The organism is Paenibacillus sp. J22R3 (assembly GCF_056269305.1).
In genome coordinates, this window is sequence record NZ_JBWDNS010000002.1 from 471008 (window position 1) to 489450 (window position 18443).

Annotated in this window: 13 protein-coding genes; 11 read left to right on the forward strand and 2 right to left on the reverse strand. The window is 49.8% G+C overall.

The window, feature by feature from the left end; translation table 11 throughout:
- Nucleotides 1–19: 19 nt before the first annotated feature.
- The 3 genes from AC0YN4_RS10325 (at nt 20) to AC0YN4_RS10335 (ending at nt 3443) form a co-directional block, all read left to right on the forward strand.
- The gene (locus AC0YN4_RS10325) at nt 20–817 is read left to right on the forward strand and encodes a glycosyltransferase family 2 protein (protein WP_475781382.1); all 798 of its coding nucleotides are present in this window, start codon (nt 20–22) and stop codon (nt 815–817) included.
- Between the two features lie 802 nt (nt 818–1619).
- The gene (locus tag AC0YN4_RS10330; RefSeq protein WP_475781383.1) at nt 1620–3191 is read left to right on the forward strand and encodes an ABC-F family ATP-binding cassette domain-containing protein; all 1572 of its coding nucleotides are present in this window, start codon (nt 1620–1622) and stop codon (nt 3189–3191) included.
- Between the two features lie 114 nt (nt 3192–3305).
- On the forward strand, nt 3306–3443 hold the full coding sequence (locus tag AC0YN4_RS10335) for an N-acetyltransferase (RefSeq protein ID WP_475781384.1): 138 nt from the start codon (nt 3306–3308) through the stop codon (nt 3441–3443).
- Nucleotides 3444–3521: 78 nt separating this feature from the next.
- On the opposite strand, the gene AC0YN4_RS10340 is transcribed toward AC0YN4_RS10335, so the two are convergent.
- Nucleotides 3522–5660 carry a cell division protein FtsA gene (locus AC0YN4_RS10340; protein WP_475781385.1) on the reverse strand — a complete coding sequence of 713 codons (2139 nt, stop codon included), beginning with the start codon at nt 5658–5660 and terminating at the stop codon, nt 3522–3524.
- Nucleotides 5661–5871: 211 nt separating this feature from the next.
- Here AC0YN4_RS10340 and AC0YN4_RS10345 point away from each other — a divergent pair, with 211 nt between their 5' ends.
- Together AC0YN4_RS10345 and AC0YN4_RS10350 are read left to right on the forward strand one after the other, a co-directional pair.
- Entirely contained in the window at nt 5872–6303 is a 432-nt protein-coding gene (locus AC0YN4_RS10345; RefSeq protein WP_475781386.1) for a CAP domain-containing protein, read from the forward strand.
- A 651-nt stretch (nt 6304–6954) separates the two neighbouring features.
- A complete protein-coding gene (locus tag AC0YN4_RS10350; protein ID WP_475835744.1) occupies nt 6955–9435 on the forward strand; it encodes a carbohydrate-binding protein in 2481 nt (826 codons plus the stop codon).
- 211 nt (nt 9436–9646) lie between these two features.
- Here the strand turns inward: AC0YN4_RS10350 and AC0YN4_RS10355 are convergent, their stop codons facing one another.
- Nucleotides 9647–10075, reverse strand: a complete 429-nt coding sequence (locus tag AC0YN4_RS10355) for a hypothetical protein (protein ID WP_475835745.1) — start codon at nt 10073–10075, stop codon at nt 9647–9649.
- Nucleotides 10076–10243: 168 nt separating this feature from the next.
- Between AC0YN4_RS10355 and AC0YN4_RS10360 the strand changes: the two genes are divergently transcribed.
- The 6 genes from AC0YN4_RS10360 (at nt 10244) to AC0YN4_RS10385 (ending at nt 18382) form a co-directional block, all read left to right on the forward strand.
- Nucleotides 10244–11152, forward strand: a complete 909-nt coding sequence (locus AC0YN4_RS10360) for a YfiT family bacillithiol transferase (RefSeq protein WP_475781389.1) — start codon at nt 10244–10246, stop codon at nt 11150–11152.
- Between the two features lie 136 nt (nt 11153–11288).
- Nucleotides 11289–13061 (forward strand): cache domain-containing sensor histidine kinase, encoded by a 1773-nt coding sequence (locus AC0YN4_RS10365; RefSeq protein WP_475781390.1) that lies wholly within the window; start codon nt 11289–11291, stop codon nt 13059–13061.
- Nucleotides 13062–13091: 30 nt separating this feature from the next.
- Nucleotides 13092–14711: a response regulator transcription factor gene (locus AC0YN4_RS10370; RefSeq protein ID WP_475835746.1), complete on the forward strand. Its 1620-nt coding sequence runs from the start codon at nt 13092–13094 to the stop codon at nt 14709–14711.
- Nucleotides 14712–14805: 94 nt separating this feature from the next.
- Nucleotides 14806–15834, forward strand: coding sequence for an ABC transporter permease (locus tag AC0YN4_RS10375; RefSeq protein ID WP_475835747.1), 1029 nt, complete (start codon nt 14806–14808; stop codon nt 15832–15834).
- A 15-nt stretch (nt 15835–15849) separates the two neighbouring features.
- Entirely contained in the window at nt 15850–16779 is a 930-nt protein-coding gene (locus AC0YN4_RS10380) for a carbohydrate ABC transporter permease (protein WP_475781393.1), read from the forward strand.
- A gap of 94 nt (nt 16780–16873) precedes the next feature.
- A complete protein-coding gene (locus AC0YN4_RS10385) occupies nt 16874–18382 on the forward strand; it encodes an ABC transporter substrate-binding protein (protein WP_475781394.1) in 1509 nt (502 codons plus the stop codon).
- Nucleotides 18383–18443: the final 61 nt, after the last annotated feature.

An 18443-nucleotide genomic window follows, 5' to 3' on the forward strand; every position in this document is an offset into this window, starting at 1 on the left:
GCAGCAGGAGGCAGGCAGGATGGGAAACCCGAAGGTGAGTATCGTCATCCCCTTTTATAACGACCCCTATGTGACGGAAGCCATCGAGAGTGCACTCGCGCAGACCTATGACAATATCGAGATTATTGTCGTGGATGACGGCTCAACGAAGCATGCAGAGAAGCTGCGTCCGTATGAGGGACGAATTCATTATGCCGGTAAAGTGAACGGCGGCACGGCAAGCGCGCTGAACGCGGGGTTCCGCCTTGCCAGCGGCAAATATGTAGCATGGCTCAGCTCAGACGACCGATTCTATCCGGACAAAATCAGACGCCAAGTCGAGGCGATGGAGGAGCAGGAAGCGCTCATCAGCCATACCGGCTTCGACATCATCGACGGCCGCGGCAAAATGACCGAGCTCGACCTCATCCCACCGGGCTACGAGAACGGCGCGTTCTATCGCGCGCTTCAAACGAGCAACCCGATCAATGGCTGCACGGTCATGATGAGTAAGGCGCTCTATCGAATTACCGGCCCCTTTCATGAAGGGCTGAAGTATACGCATGATCTGGATTACTGGTACCGCGTGCTGCTGACGGGCATTCCGTTTCTGCTTATCCCCGAGCCGCTCAGCGCCTACCGCCGCCATGAGGAAATGGGGACAGTCCGCCATCGTGACGCGATTGCGGTAGAGGTGAAGACAACATTCGCCCAATACGAGAAACGCTGGCGCGCGTATATTACGCAGCTAGGCTTCGGCCCTCCGCGAAAGGCCAAGACACCGTCCGCGATCGATCGGACTAGAACGAATCAGAAGCGAAAGTCGGCTCGCGGATAGAATGGTTCGGCTATATCTAGCGGCTAAAATGGTTCAGCTAGTGGACATCGGCTGGCAGAGCCACAAACTGCGATTCTGATGAAGCTGGCATGAGCTGCACTCGAAGTAACTCCGCCGCTGCTGCCGAATGTTGCAAAAACTGCAACAATTTGCCGTCTTTCGGGCTGAAAGCTAGCGAATGTTGCAAAAACTGCAGCATTCACTAGCGGCAAAGGCGCTATAAGCTGATTCAGGAGGAGAATGTTGCATAAACTGCAACAATCTCCTGTCTTTCGGGCTGAAAGCTAGCGAATGTTGCAAAAACTGCAGCATTCACTAGCGACAAAGGGGCTATAAGCTTCCGAGGAGAATGTTGCATAAATCGCAACAATCTCCTCGGAAGCTTGGCACAAACCATGAAAATGTTGAGCAATAGGCAGCATGTTGAATCCCAAGCAGTGTATTCTCGCCATTTTCGCGTCATTTACCTTCAATAGGACCCCTACGGTTCGTTAGAATTTATTTCGGGGTATTTTCCTTCAAATAAGCCCTTAACAGTTCGTTAGAATATTTGTCTGGAAACAGCGAAGAAGTCATGGTGACTTCTTCGCTATTTTTTGTTGGAGAGAGATCGAACTGCAGTCTAATAGATTCGGTTCGAAAGAGCAAAGCGATATTCCAGTGCCTCTGTATTGTTCATGTCGGTGTGACCCTATGGCTCATAGCAGCTGATAGGTGACGCAGGCTCAACCGTTGTGAGGGTATCAAGTTAAATATAGTGTTATAATCACCTAAGACGGACGGAATCAGAAGGGGTATTGTCATGAGCGTAATCCGATTGGAAGATGTAACGAAGAAATATGAAGAGTCGATGATTTTTCGCAATATTTATTTTAAAGTAACGCAGGGAGAACGAATCGGCCTGATTGGGCGCAATGGAGCCGGGAAGTCGACGGTATTCAAGCTCATAATGGGGCAAGAAGAGCCTACAACCGGCAATGTGGAAGTCGATCCGCAGGTTAGAATCGGTTACTTCTCGCAATTCTCCGAAATGCACGGCAGCTTGTCGGTTCAGCAGGAGCTGGAAAATTGCTTCGAGCAGGTCGCGCTGATCGAGCGTGAGCTTCAGGAGGTCGGGGAGAAGCTGGGTTTTGTCACCGATGACGGCGAAATGGAGCGGCTGCTTGCAAGACAGGCGGAGCTGTTCGAACAAATGGAGCATCTGGATGGCTGGAATGTATCCGTTGAAATTAACACGGTGCTGACGAAGCTTGGATTTAACGATAGGTCGCGCCATCAGCCGGTGGACGAACTGTCCGGAGGCTGGCGTAACCGTGCGGCACTGGCTAAGATGCTCATTGAGCAGCCTGACGTCGTCCTGCTCGACGAGCCTACCAACTACTTAGACATGGAAGGCATTGCGTGGCTGGAGCAGTGGTTGTACCGCTTCAAAGGCGCCATGATTCTCATCTCTCATGACCGGCAATTTATCGATAAAGTAGTGACACGTATTATTGAGATTGAGAACTATCATTTTCAGGAATACGAAGGCAATTACACGGATTATATTCGTAAGAAGAAGATGCGCAAGAAGGAGCTCGACCGTCAGTTCGAGTGGGAGGAAGAGCTGCTCCTTATGGAATCCGAAGCGATCGACAGCCGTGCAAGCCGCAAATCGTCCAAGGATCGTCTCTCTCGTCAACTGGCTGATAACAAGAAACGAATCGAACCTCATCCGGTTAACGTGCTGATTACGGATATTTACGAGAAGCTTCGTTTTCCGGACAAGCTGTGCGAAGTGAAAAATATTAGCCAATCCTATGAGGGACGGCAGATTTTTGAGCAGGTCAGCTTCGATATTCAGAAAGAAGATCGGCTGGTCATCGTTGGCCCTAACGGAAGCGGGAAGTCGACGATGATTAAGGTGTTAACCGGACAGGAGAAGCCTGAATCCGGTGAGGTGACCTGGGAGAAGGGCGTCAGTTATGCGTATTTCAACCGTATGTGGGAGGAGCTTAATCCCAAGGACACGGTTAGCCATGCGGTGAACACATACGGCCTCGGACTCGATGCTCCGCGCAAGAAGGTGAACAAATTCCTCTCGATGCTGCAGTTCTCGGAGATGGATCTAAGCAAGTTCATAGGCAATCTATCCGGGGGACAGAAAGCCCGTGTTGCACTGGCCAAATGTCTGCTCTCCGGAGCGGCAGTCATCATCTTGGATGAGCCGACCAACCATCTGGACCTGACGAGCATTCAGGTCATGGAACAGGCATTGATCCATTTCCCGGGGGCAGTCATAACCGTCAGCCATGATCGGTTCTTTATCGATAAGATCGGAACGAAAATGCTGACCTTCGAACCGGAAGCGGGAATAAGCGTACAGAATCTATAGGTAGGCATGAAGGCCGGACACTCGATAAAGTGCTTCCGGCCTTCTTATTAAGGGGGATCGTATCGCAATGGAATTATCCAGATGCTGACGGTCACATCTATGGAGGTTTAGTCGGTGAAATATGCTGGAATTGGCTGGAGATCCTCTTCCCAAGCGCTCGACTTCTACAAGAAGCAGGGCTACGAAACTTATGGGATCATCCCGAATGCCGGCGGCTTCGAGCATTATTATTTGAAGAAGGACCTAAGCTAGCTTACCGCTCATTGTCCGGCATCAAGAAGACCAGGTACTCCTCAATTGCGGAGCGCCCGGTCTTCTCTTCTTTGCATATTATTGCGATCCAATTAATCGATCGTCAGCTTCAAATTCTCGTTTCGCTGTCCATTCAATAATGACGGCATCGCCATCTTGAATCTTCTCGTTATAAACGGCAGGCTCGCCATTGAGCGTCATTCGTAATGAACCTTTAACCTGCGTGCGGTCGAAATCGATGTAATCGAATAGATGGATAAAAGCGAGTCCTGTCCGATAAGGCAGCGAGAGCGGGGCGCCATTATAGGTGATGTGGATGAACGGTTTCACAGGAGACTGAGGTTGAAGCTGCTCTTCGAGAAGCACCGCTTCTTGTTCTTTCGCAGCCGCGGTAGCGACCTCTTCCTTGACCTTGACCTCTACAGCGACCTCGACCTCGTCCGCGACTTCGCGTGCAACTGAAATGGAGTCGCGAGGTTGAATCCGATACTGCATCTCCATGGCTTGGCCGTTGACAAGAACCCTTACAGTCGGCGGAATATTAAAATGCTGATACACATCAGCTAGTGTCGTAAGCTGCCGGACCGTAACGGTGTCGTTAGCGGTAATGAGACGATCATCAGCCGCCGCTGTACCATTAATGGTTACGGACTGAGTGGTCTGCACCCAGTGCTCGTTCCAATAGAAGCCTGCGTTCAGATCAAACAAATGAGCAACTGTCAGTTCTTTTGGTTTACCCGGTATTGCAGGCGTGATCGTAATGTCATCGTGAAGCCTTATAGGTGTACTGATGCTGGCTAATTGGTTATTGACGTAGATTTCGCCAGGCTGTCCGGGTTCGCCGAATATCGTCCGTGTGCGTCCGTTTATCGTAATTTCCATCGATTGGCCCGCTCGTGCGATTAATTGCTGCGGATTAAACCCGATCAGCATGAGGGTATCAATCACCTGCAGTGCCTTCGTATTAATTAACTTCACTTGATCTCCGTTAACGGTAACCTCTACAAAATCCTTGCCCAAATGAGCGGCAGCTTTGATCAAGATGCCAATCGGCGTCATCACCTCGGGACCGCTCATCTCAAAGTGTCGAATGGTCATCTTAGGAATCGTTGCAAGATCTCGAGTAGCGACTCTGCCGACCGGTAATTGCAGATAGGAGGCTATGGCCTGGCTCAATCGGGGCAGCTTGCTTCCTCCGCCGGTTAAGAATACGGCGCTTGGCGCTTTACTGTTTTTCTCCAAGATATTGTCGGCTATGTTCCTGGCAATCAGCTCGGTGACTTCCTGGATCGCGTCCAATATTTCTTCGGATGCGACTGTATGCTGGAGGCCGATAATATCGGTGAACGTCTGCTGCTCTGCACCTTGGTTCAGCTTGCATTTCAAGGCTTCCGCACTGTCGAAATCGAGTAAATAGGCTTTGGCAATGGCTTCGGTCACTTCATCACCTGCGGTCGAGGTCATCGCATAAGCGACAACCGTGCCATCCATGGTAATGGCAATGTCCGAGGTTCCGGCCCCGATGTCAACGAGTGCGATACTCAGAAGGCGCATGTTGGCGGGAACGGCAGCTTCAATCGCTGCGATTGGCTCAAGGGTCAGATAGCTGACGTTTAATCCGATGTTACTGACTGACGCATAGAGGCTTTCCACGACGGTACGAGGCAAGAAGGTGGCGATGAGATCAACTTTAATCGTTCTGCCTCTGTGGCCGATCAAGCTGAGCATCATCGCATCGTTAATATAGTAATGGACGACCGTATGGCCGATGCAGAAATAATCTTTGATATCCTGGGATTGCTCTAGCAGCTGATTATAGATGAGGTTTAAGCATTCGGATTCGAGAGAGTCCACGACATGTTTCTCGATCGGTTTGTTATGATCGATTTCTTGCTCAAGCTCAGCACGACCTGTGATCAGAGAGCGGCCTGCAGCTGCAATCGCAACATCGGTCAGTCGTTGTCCGCATTTGGCTTCCAGCTTTTCCTTAATCACCTTGATCGATTCCGTAACGCCTTCAATGTCATGAATTTGTCCGTCTATCATCACGCGGTCCTTATGATACTCTACTTCGCCGTGCTCGATGATCAGACTTCCATCCTCGTAATAGCCGGTTAAGCCAATGACGCTTCTGGTTCCAATATCGACTGCAAAAACACGCTGCATATAGCTTCCTGCCGCTTCGCTCCGTACCATGCACGAGTTCCCTACCTTCATGTTGGTTGCCTTCGTGGTGTATAGGGCGGAATGCTCCATTCAAAGCTCCGGCTTCGAACGGAAACCAATCCGCTAGGTTGACCCAATAAAAGGATAATTGCTTTCTAGTATAGCATAGAATGTCGAAATTCAGCGGTTTAGCTACTTGTCCAAACCATTTCAATTGTTTTCCATATATATACATTATCTTCATTTGAAAGGAGGGTAATAGGTGACGGATACAAAGAAGGTAACGATCAAAGCGAACTCGTTTGAATTAGAAGTCGCCCGATTAACGAATCTGGAACGGACTCGAAAAGGAATACCTGCAATGACCTTGAGTTCAATTATGTTTACCGTTGCAAGGGCTAAGTCGCAAGATATGAAAAACAATAATTTTGCAAGCCATAACTCTCCTAGATATGGTTCTTTGTCTGGTTTATTGAAATATTACGGAGTTAATCTAGTTGGCGTTTATGCAGAGAATATTTACGGCGGAGCTAGAGTACCATCTACACCTCAAGGAGTAGTCGCAGGTTGGATGGCCAGCGAAGGCCATAGAAAGAATATATTGGATCGTAGATTTACTCATTTTGGTGTCGGCTATGTAACAGGGAATGGGACCTGGTGGACGCAAGAGTTTTGGGGTCCATATAGAGGATGATTTAACATCAAGAAGTATGACCGCCTACGGCGGTCTCCAGATTGTAGAGAAAGTCTCGACAGCCTGAGGCTTGAACAATAATGTTCAAGCCTTTAATCTGCCCGAGAAGTCTCGGTTTCGGTGGGAATAAAGTTTAACGGTTGTCAGCGTGGCTATTTCATGAAAATAAGGCTTTTTGAAAGGCTAACGGTTGTGACAGACGTTATTTACAGCATATGGGGCTATTCCTAGTGGAAAACGTTCAAATAAGCTCGCTGGCAACCGTTAGAAAATAAAATAGGCGAATTTATGCCCAATAACCACTGTGACAACCGTTAGAGCTGGAAGCGACAAAGCATGCGCTCATCGCAGAGGGTTCTCGACAGCCTGAAGACCGCCTACGGCGGTCTCTTTTTGTGTTCAATAGAAAGTTAATATTTTGCTAATAACATGTTAGAAAATTACTTATTTCACTATGTTACCTTTAAGATGCTGGGGCTAATAGGCTCTGCTTCCTCTCGCAGTTTCATGAAAGCGCTTCAGTTTCGAAGACATCGACATCCAGATTCGTCATACCAAATCCGTTTGAGATGGAGGTGGTGCGGAGAAATGTGATCGGCTTTGCAACGAAACGTTGGCTATATAAAACATGTGAAAAGGAGATATGCAGCGATGATCAGAAGAAAGTTGAAGCAAGGCATTTACGGTGCCATGGCATTTACGCTCATTGCCAGCGGTTTGCTTGTGAATGAGGGGAAATCCGAAGCGGCGCCGATTCCCGAAACGGTAACGTACAGCGCACTAACGTCTTTCGGAACAACGCAAGGCGTCGGCAATTGGTTCAATATGAAGAAGGCGGGGAGCACGTATTCGTATCTCAGCGTTTATGATGCGACTACCCCTGCCAAGTGGAAGGAATCCTCTGGGTATCCGTACGTGAGGGACTCTTTCTTCCATCCGGAGGCAACCTATGACGCGGTGAAGAAATGGGTAGCGCCGCAGGCAGGCAATGTCGATATTACGGGCAATGTGCTCAAGGTGAATGCCAGCAGCAACGGGGTCGTGGCGAAAATTCTCAAAAATACGACGCAGCTCTGGAGCGCTACTGTGACGCCGTCAGCCGATGTAACGCCAAGCGGTGTATCGAATATTCATGTCGAGGCCGGGGATGCGCTGTATTTTGTCATCAATGCTAACGGGAATATGAACTTTGATGAAACGAATTGGTCGCCCGTCGTAACGATGACGACGGCAATCAAGATCGAAGCGGAGAGCTACAACTCGATGTCCGGCGTTACATCGGCGACGACACCGGATACTGGCGGCGGACAGCAGGTAGGCAGCTTCGACACGAATGATTATATGGTGTATAACAACGTGAATTTAAGCGGCGGCTACAAGACGCTTGAGGCTCGCGTGGCCGCAACGGCTACAGGCAGCAAGTTCGAGGTTCGGCTCGACAGCCTGACGGGGCCGGTAATCAGCACGTTTACCGTGGCCAATACGGATAGCTGGAATACGTTCGAGACCCAAACGTGGCCGATTACGGGCTCTGCTACAGGTACACATAATCTATATGTGAAAGGGATATCGGGTTCCGGTATCGCGAATATCAACTGGCTGCGGCTGACGAACAACAATTCCCGCGGTGCAACGATGCCATTCACAACCTATGAAGCGGAGAATGGGACACTTGGCGGCGGAGCGACTACGAATAATGACACGACGATGAAGAAGGAAGCTGCTTCCGGCAAAAGCTACGTGCACCTCGATGCGACAGGCGAGTCCGTGCAGTGGACGAATGTTCGCGATGCGAACCGGCTGATTCTGCGGTACAGCATTCCTCAGAATACGAGCGGGACATTGGCCCTCTATGTCAACGGCGTGAAGCGTCAAGACTTGTCGCTCACCTCCACGTTCAATTATGATACGGCACCGGGAAACTCGTATGTACGCAGCTTTGACGATAAGGATTTTGCGATTGATATTAATGCCGGGGATACAGTGAAGCTGCAAAAGGATTCCGGCAACAGCCTCGTTTGGTACGGGGTCGACCTGATTGATCTGGAGACAGCGGCGGCTCCGATTGCCATGCCGGCGAACTATATTTCGGTCAAGTCGGCGCCATACAATGCGGTCGGCAATGGGGTCGCAGATGATACGGCAGCGATTCAAAGCGCGGTTAACGCCGCGGCTTCGTCCGGCAAGAACGTTTGGTTCCCGCCGGGAACCTACAACCAAAGCGATAAAATCGCTGTCCCTTCAGGTGTAAGCTTGAAAGGCGCAGGCATCTGGTATTCCCATTTGCACAGTACCGTTACCAATGGAATCTGGGGCGGCGAGGTAGGGTTCACGCTGAACAACAACACGACGATCTCGGATCTTCGCATTAGCAGCGTGGATACGCAGCGGGATGCGCATTATGGCATCATCGTGCTTACCAATCCCGGTACGGGCTCTAACAATGTGCTGCAGAATCTATGGGCAGAGCATATGGGCTGCTTAGAGGGCTGGACGGATTGGTCGAACTCTACCATTCAGAATGTGCGGCTGTACAATACGTATTTTGACGGCATTCATTGGGGAGATGACGGGAATGCCGGCAACGTGGCACAGAATAACTTCATGCGTGGACTTGGCGATGATGGGGTTGCGCAGGTGAACCTGATGAACTTCCCGGGCGTCGCGCAGAATAACGTGGGGCAGTTCAACACGATTATCGCGAGCTACTGGGGGCGCGGCATGTCCGATGTTGGCGGCAATAACTTGATCTTCCGCGATAACTACATCGACAGTACCTTTAACGCGGGCATGATCGTCACGACGGAGCCGGTTGAACCGACGAAACCTTCGTATACGATCAGCGGCCTCAAGTTCCAACGGAACACGATTAACAAAGCAGGTCATACGGGTCACAACCATGCAGGGATCCAGTTCTGGCTCTACGTCAATCCGATGCTCAATGTGCGAATCGAGCTCAACAATATTACGAACGGCGAGACGGAAGGCATTCATATCGACAACTCGACTTACGGAGACAGCGGCGGTCGGACGCAGTTCAACTTCAACGTTGCCTCAGGCAACGCGCTTGCGAACTACACGAATGCGAATCCTTTGGTCGTGCCGGTATTGAACGGGAATACGGGGTTTTAGAGAGCGAGTATTCTGTATGTAGAATGGCTGTCCCAAAAGTGCATGTTATGGCTTTTGGGGCAGCTTTTGTTTTGCCAGGAAGATGGTCGAGGCCATGCGAGAGTGGAGAGGGGCATTGTTCTTCTATACGACCGCGAGCGTGTAGTAGATTGTTGCAGAAAAGGCAACATTTCAGCTCCCTGCACAGCCGAATTCAACCTAATGTTGTTCATTAACCGAAATAAGCGGAAGCGTTCAAGTTCTCCGGACCGACGCGACCGATTCCTTCTGAGTGAGCGATTGCGAATAACGTGTAGGGTTGAAGCCCTGACGCAGGCGCAGGGATATTATAATCGGATGCAGAGAAACCAACCGTGTGTATTCCGGAATCGAACGAATGCAGGGATTTATAAATAAGCGAATCGTCGATCGTAAGCCCTCTTACCATGTAAAGCTCTAGTGTGAAGCCTTGCGGAAAATCCGTCGGAAGCGCGACACCTGCCATCCCGGTCAATTGAACCCGGATAATTCCCGGGGTAGGATGTGGAATGTTCAGTCCTACCTGTCCAACGATGACAGGGGTATCTAGCGGGAAAGTCTCAAACTCCGTGAGAACGACGGGAATATTGCTCGATGTTCGTGCATCGATAAGTTGTCCCACAGTGTCACCTACTCTTTTTCTACTAAATTATGCAGCATCGCTAGAAAAGGGAACGTACACGTGTCAGCAGGAGCGTAAAAAGGATTCATTTGTCGTCTCTCGAATATAGTTGAGATGCTTATGGCGGCGATAGATTATGGAAGCTCAGGAAAGGCGGAAACCAAACCAATGAACGACATTCGTTTCCCTATAGGACAGTTTCAAGCGGCACCGATAACTACGCTCGAAGAAAGAGCAGCGCTTATCAAGGAGATTCCCGGCATTACCGTGTCGTTGAGGAAGCTGATTCGCAGCCTCGGCTCAGAACAGCTGGACATCCCATACCGCGAAGGCGGCTGGTCTGCCAGGCAAATCGTGCATCATCTGGCCGACAATGATATGAATGCGTATTTGAGGTTCAAACGAGCTTTGACGGAGGAAGAACCGCTCGGAGCGACGTATCGGGAGGATTTGTGGGCGGAGCTTCATGATTATCGAGCGGTTCCAATTGAGGATGCGCTGGATTTACTAGAGGTTCTGCATCGGCGATTTGTGATTCTACTACACGGGTTGAAACCAGAACAATTCAGCAGGAAGTTACATACGCTGGCGCTCGGGAGTATCACACTGGATACAGCGCTGCAACGGTTTGTGTGGCATAACCGCCATCATACGGCGCAGATGGAATCGTTATGGTATCGCATGAGTTGGAGCGGGTCAGCCGCGCTCTGCTTCAATGCGTCCGGCGGCCTCCTCATGGTGCTGCAGGGGAAACCGCATGAGGAGAAACGATGGTCTGTTCCGTCAGGAGGACGGGAGTCGAACGAATCCTATGAAGATTGCTGCATCCGCGAGGTTTTCGAGGAAACAGGCTATCGCATTCAGTTGGCAGAGCAGCTCTTCATGAAGCATGAGAGAATCGCTTACTTCCGTGGTGAAATTGTAGGCGGCGAGCCGTGTATCCAAGATCCGGATGGCCTAATCTATGAGATTGCATGGAAGACGGTTGAAGAGCTGAGAGAGCTGGAATTATCATTCGAAGAAGATCGTGAGCCCCTTATTCGATTACTGCAAGAACGAAACGGTGCAGGAGGATAGACCTAGCAACGTGCCACTGTTTCCTAAGGTAGATAGAAGGGGGCGGAACGAGCGACCGGGATATTTTGTTGCCGCTTTCATTCGCGTAAGGTATGCTGAGAGTGGATTTTAATGCTATCAGCGAGGGTGGAGTTATATGCCGTTTTGGCAGTCCGTTCGTTTTAAGATCGTCTTCGGCTTTCTGCTGATGACTGCACCTATGGTGCTCTTTCTTGTCTACAATAACGTCTATGCGACCAAAGTCGTGCGTGAACAAATCTCGCTCCATTACAACAATCTGATGGAACAGCAAGTGCAGAACAATGACGCAATATTGCAGGAAACGATGCGTTATTTGTACCGGATGCAGGGCGACCCCAACATTCAATCGCTGCAGGAGCTGTCATTGGCCGAAGAAGACTCGGACTATACGATGGTGAAGATGGAGCTGACGAGACGTTTCCTGCTGGATACCGGTTATTACAATAAAGTAGATACCTTCTTCGTTTACTCTCGCAAGGACGACGACATGTTCTTCGCTACGCAGTACAGCTTTCACTTCGCGGAGGTGCAATCCGCGCTGCTGGACTATACCACGAATCTCGCCTCTAAGGATCTGCCGGAAGAGACGCAGCGCTGGGAGCGTTTCTCCATTCCGAATGATACCAATTATCTCATCAAAACCGTTGATCTGGGCTCAGGCGTCTATATCGGCGCGCTTGTACAAGTCGATCGGTTAAACGAGGAATTAAATAAATTTGATGTTGGCCCCGACGGGGCTGCGTTCGTCGTGGATCCGGCGGGCAATCCGCTAACCAACTCCCCTTTGCCGGTTGTGCAGGAATCCATCGTACAGAAGGATATTGTAGAAATGACGAAGCAAGACAGGACGACGTGGAACCAGAATCATTTTCTCGTCATCACACAGCCTTCGGCCATTTCGGATATCCACTATATGATCGTCATTCCGGAAACGTATATTTTGAAGAACCTCCCCTATTTCCAAAAGATGCTCTACATCTGGATTCCTCTCACCGTCGCCATCGTCCTATCCTTATACCTGCTGTTCCTGCAGCGGGTCATGTTCAAGCCGCTTGTTGGACTCGTTCGAGGCATGCGGAAGCTGGGTCAAGGGCAGTTCAACGTTAGGATGCCGGTTAACACCGACAACAGTGAATTTGCTTTTATGTCAGGGACGTTCAACCAGATGGCTGAGCAGATCGAGAAGCTGAAGATCGACGTGTACGAGGAGCAGATTCGGGTGCAGAAAGCGGAATACAAGCATCTGCAGATTCAGATCAATCCTCATTTCTATATGAACAGCTTGAATATTATTTATAATTTGGCCGCCTTGAAGGATTACAAGCTCGTTCAGAAAATGAGCCTGCACTTGGCGGATTACTTCCGGTTCGTCATGCTTGGACATCGCGCCGTAGTTTCCCTGGAAGATGAAATTCGGCATATCGAGCATTATCTGGAAATCCAGAAAATCCGTTATGTGACGAAGCTTGAATATGAAATCCAGACGATGCCCGAGCATGCACCGGTGCCGATCTCGCCATTATTGCTGCAGCCTTTTGTCGAGAACTCGGTCATTCATGGGTTTAATAAGAAAGTTCAGGATGGCATGCCTTTCCGCATCGGCATTTACTCCGAACACGATGAAGAGGACGCCGGGAGGTTCATAAAGCTGACGATCATTGACAATGGCCCGGGGTTCCCGGAATCCGTTCTGGAAGGGCTGCGCGATGGTGTTGAAATCGAAGGCTCGGGCGAGCTTCATCTGGGAATCTGGAATATCCTTCACCGATTCCGTATGTTATACGGCAATGAAGGCGGAATCACGTTCATGAACGGGAAGCCGGGAGGGGCGATCGTGCAGATGCGCCTTCCTATAGAGAGGCCTACTACGTTCGAAGGCAATGAATAACGGTCTGGCATACGAAGGAGAGCGAAAATAATGGTGAACATGCTTGTTGTAGATGATGAGATTTATGCACTGAAGGGAATTGCACAAGGCATCGACTGGAGTGACTTACCCATCCAGTCCATATGGGAAGCCGAGGATGTGTCTCAATCCATCAAGGTGTTAGAGGAGCATTCCGTGGACTTGGTCATATCCGATATCGAAATGCCCGGTATGAACGGACTGGAGCTGCTCCGCTGGATTCGGGATAACAAGCCGCAGACACTGACGATATTCCTCACGGGACATGCGAGATTCGATTATGCGCAGGAGGCTATGCATAATGGCTGCTTTGACTACATCTTGAAGCCGGTTGATCATGACGATCTGAAGTCGCTTGTGAAACGTGCGATCACCGAGATCGGAATGCGAAGAGAACGGCTCCAAGTCGAAGAATTGGTGGATGCGAACCGCAGACAATGGACAAGCCAGCTTCCGATATTGGTAGAACGGTTCTGGCAAGAGCTCTTGGCAGGCCGAGTGAGGCTGTCCCCGGAACGACTCCATCGCCAGTTGGAATCCTATCAAATACCAATCTCTGCGAGCAGTAAGGTTCTTCCTGTTCTGCTTAGTATCGAGCAATGGGATATTGAATTGGATGCGCGTGATGAGAACATCATGGAGTATGCGCTGCGCAAATCAGCCGCGGAGATCATCCTCGGGAATTGGCCGGGTACGGTGCTGCAGGACCGAAATGAGCTCAATATGGCGCTGCTCTATCTTAAGGACAGCGAGCTGGTCGATCGTGATGGGTTGCTTCGGAGATGTGCCGAGTACGTGCAGGCATGCCAAAACTATTTTCACTGCAGAGTCTCCTGTTATGTGGGAGAGCCGGCAGCTATCGGCGGACTAGCCGGTGCACTCGAACGATTGCAGCAATTGGAGCGAGCCAATGTATCGGCACCACAATCTGTACAGGATGCGGGAGCACAAGTGGGATATGAAGCAGTCGGGACGGATTCGGGCATTCCGATTCCTTCTTTTACCGATTGGGGGGCGCTGCTCGATAATGGCGGACATGAACAGCTCATCATCCAATTGGAAGAGACGTTGAAACGCTGGCAGGCTGAGCAAGCAAGCCGTGAAGCGATGGAGCTGTTTCATTATGGTTTCCTGAACATGATGTATGGCGCAGCATATCGCAAAGGCTTCTCGATCTACGACGTGTTTACTGCTGCTGAAATGAAAGACATTCAAGCTGCTCGCAATTCCCTGCAGCTGATGGTTTGTGCGGGGAGAATGGTAACCAAGATGGGACAAGCATTGGCAGAGCGTCCGCGTGATGCGTCCGCCGTCATTGCGAAGGTGAAGACATTTATTCAAGAGCAACTACATACGGAATTGACGCGGGACGACATTGCTGCGCACGTCTATCGAAACCCGGCCTATTTATCGCGATTATTTCGTAAGGAGACAGGGTTTTCCTTGTCGGACTACATGACGGAGCTGCGCATCGAACGCGCGAAGCGTTGCCTAATCGATACGAATGATAAAGTGAGCAACATTGCCGAAGAGGTCGGTTATGTCCATTTCTCGTATTTTGCCAAGCTATTCAAGAAGATGACCGGACTATCCCCCCAAGAGTACCGCAAGAAGCATCAGAATATACGCTAAATGGAACTAGCACTTTTTTTCTGTTCTCCAATGTCACCAGAGTGCTATGTGCGTCATCTCAGTAGATAGATGGAGTAGGTTCCCGCCCTATACAATGAGAGTACAAGAGAACGAAAGGATGGTTATGGGGATGACTCCTTCAACGGAAGCCGCGGAAGTCGTAGCGAAGGCGAAGGCGCCTAGAACACGAACGAAGCAGAACATTGGCTATTGGAAGAGATACGGAGCTTTCTATATTATGATGGCTCCCGCGCTGCTCGTGTTGTTGATGAACAATTACCTGCCAATGATCGGCTCTTTAATCGCGTTCAAACAAATTGAGTATACGTCAACAAGCTTCATCAAGAGTTTTCTGGAGAGCAAATGGGTGGGTTTGGAAAACTTCAATTATCTGTTCAGCACGACTGACGCTTGGACCATCACCCGAAACACGCTTGCTTATAATGCGGTCTTTATCGTTCTGAACCTAGTAATCGGCGTTACACTCGCACTTCTCTTCAACGCCATGCGAAACCGCCGATTGGCAAAGCTCCACCAGACGACGATGTTCCTGCCTTACTTTCTCTCGATGGTTGTCATTTCCTATCTTGTATACGCTTTCTTAAATCCGGATATCGGTATCTTCAACAAATTCGTACTCCCTGCGCTTGGGATCGAGCCTGTGGATTGGTATACGGAGTCAAAGTGGTGGCCATTCATTCTGCCCATCATTAATACCTGGAAAGGGATCGGCTATTATGCGGTCATCTTCCTCGCGGCCATTATCGGGATCGACAACGAGTATTATGAAGCGGCAACGATCGACGGTGCTTCCAGATGGCGCCAGATCTTCAGCATTACGCTCCCATTGATTAGACCTGTCATTATCATCCTTACCTTCCTCCAGATTGGCCGTATTTTCTACTCGGACTTCGGGTTATTCTTTCAAGTTACTCGTAATTCAGGCATTCTCTACGACACGACACTCGTCATTGATACTTACGTGTACCAAGGATTTATCGTAAGCGGGGATATCGGGATGTCATCTGCCGCCGGCTTGTACCAAGCGGTCGTTGGATTCGTGCTGGTGCTGCTATCAAATTTGGTCATTCGTCGGATCAGCAGAGACGATGCCTTGTTCTAGGGGGGATACATGCGAATGGCAACGACGGTTATGACCAAACGGAAAAAGGGCCTTCATGAAATATCAAATCTATCTAATTTCTTTATAAATGGATTCTTCTGGATTTACACGCTGTTATGCGTGTTGCCGCTGCTCCTCGTCATTGCCGTCTCCTTCTCCGATGAGAATTTGGTTCTCGTTAATGGCTATAAGTTCTGGCCCGAGAAGTTTAGTGCATCAGCCTATGATTTTCTGCTCAGCGATTGGCAGAGCATCATAAGATCGTATGGCAACTCGTTCTTCGTTACGGTGGTCGGCACTTTAATTGCGCTCACGATGATGTCGCTGTTTGCATATCCGATTTCAAGGACGGATTTCAAGCATCGTAAGGTGTTCTCCTTCATTATGTTCTTTACGCTCCTATTTAATAGCGGGCTGGTTCCCTTCTATTTGCTGTATACACAAGGGTTTCACCTGAGGGATAACATATGGTCGCTCATGATTCCGATGTTCGTTCAGCCTTTCTTCGTACTCATATTGCGTACCTTCTTCACGAACTCGGTACCGCCGGCACTCTTGGAATCGGCCAAGATTGACGGCTCAGGCGAGTGGCGGATTTTTGCTCAAATCGTACTGCCGCTCTCCTTGCCCGTATTGGCGACGATAGGCTTATTCTGTACGCTGAGCTATTGGAACGATTGGTACTTTAGCTTACTGTTCATCAATCAGGACAGTTTGTACACCATCCAGTACCGCATGTATCAGGCGCTGCTTGATATTACATTCCTAAGTGCTAACTCGTCAGCATACTCGGCTATTCTGGCTCAAAATCCGGACTACCAGCTGCCTACGGAGACCGTGACCATGGCTATGGCGGTTGTCGGAATTGGTCCGATCGTGTTTGCTTATCCGTTCTTCCAGCGGTACTTCATCAAGGGATTGACTGTCGGTGCGATTAAAGGATAGAGAATGGGAGAAGGCAGTCTACTGAAATTGGCTCGTTCCGGTTCATCCGGTTGAGTATACAGAGCACTTAAACTTATAAGGGAGGCACTACCGCATGTTCAAAGGAAAAAGCAAGCTGGGAAAAAGCATCTCTCTGATTTTGGGCGGAAGCCTTGTTCTATCCGCGTTACCGGTTGCCAGCGCCGCTGGTAGCAGCACGCTGGATCCTTACAAGCTTACTTTGTACTATCCGGGCTCACCTGCCAAAGATGAAGCCCAGATCGAAGCGAAAATGAGCAGATATCTGACAGACAAAATCAACGCGACGATTGACCTCATTCCGATCGATTGGGGCCAATGGGACAGCAAGATGAACCTGCTCAAAGCAAGCCGCGAGCCGATGGACGTCATCTTCACGGCACAATGGAACGGCCATGCTAACGATGTGGCGAAGAAAGTGTTCCTGGCGCTCGACGATGCGAAAGGTCCGGCAGGTAATTTGTTAAGCAAATACGGCAAAGACATTACGAAATCGCTTGACCCGGCGTTCCTTGCAGGAGCTAAAGTAAACGGGCATAACTACGGTGTGCCGACTAACAAAGAATTGGCAGCGCAAGGCGGCGTAGTCTACCGCAAAGATATTGCCAGCAAGCTCGGCTTGACCGCTCAACTGAATGCAGTGAAATCGGTAAGTGATCTTGTTCCGATCCTGGCGAAGGTTAAAGCGAAAATGCCAAGCATGACGCCACTGTTCCTGCGTGACGGCGAAACCTTCAACTCTCACTATTTCATCCAGCAGGATTTCCTTGGCGATACGACGATCGAAGGACTGATCCGCAAAGACGGCACAAGCACGAAAGTCATTACACGGTTCGACGATAAGAAGTATATGGACCAATTGAAATTGACACGCGATTTATTCAAGAAAGGCTACATCAACAAAGACGCAGCAACGACGCAATTGTCTGGACAGGATGCCTTGAAGAAGGGCAATGTGTTCATGATCGTGTCATCCTTGAAGCCGGGTAAAGACGCCGAGATGGCGATTGCCGCGAATTTGGCAGGCAAGCTGCAGCAGATTAACATGACGGAGCGCACCGTATCAACGGGCGAAACCGCAGGTTCCATGCTGGGAATTTCCACGACTTCCAAAAATCCGGCACGTGCGATGATGTTCATTAACCTGCTGCACTCCGATAAATACTTGAATAACTTGCTGAACTTCGGTATTCAAGGTAAGCATTACGAGAAAGTATCGACCGAAATCATTAAACCAGGTCCGGATGCCGCGAACTACAATCCAGGCGCGACTTGGATGTTCGGTAACCAATTCTTGAACTATGTATGGAATACGGAAGCACCGGACAAATGGGCTCAGTTCAAGAAGTTCAACAAAGGCGCGAAGCTGTCGCCTGCACTTGGCTTCACGTTTAACGCGCAGCCGGTGAAATCGCAAGTAGCCGCACTCGTAACCGTACGCAGCAAATACATCGCCGGTCTGGAAACAGGCGCAATCGATCCTTCGAAAGCGGCAGAATTCCAGAAGAAAGAGAAAGCGAACGGACTGGATAAAGTGCTCAAAGAGAAACAAAAGCAATTGAACGCTTTCCTTGCTGCAAAGTAGTAGAAGTGTGTAGTTGAATGTACCCGTCAGGCCGCCGGCCTGGCGGGTTTTCTGTTTAGGT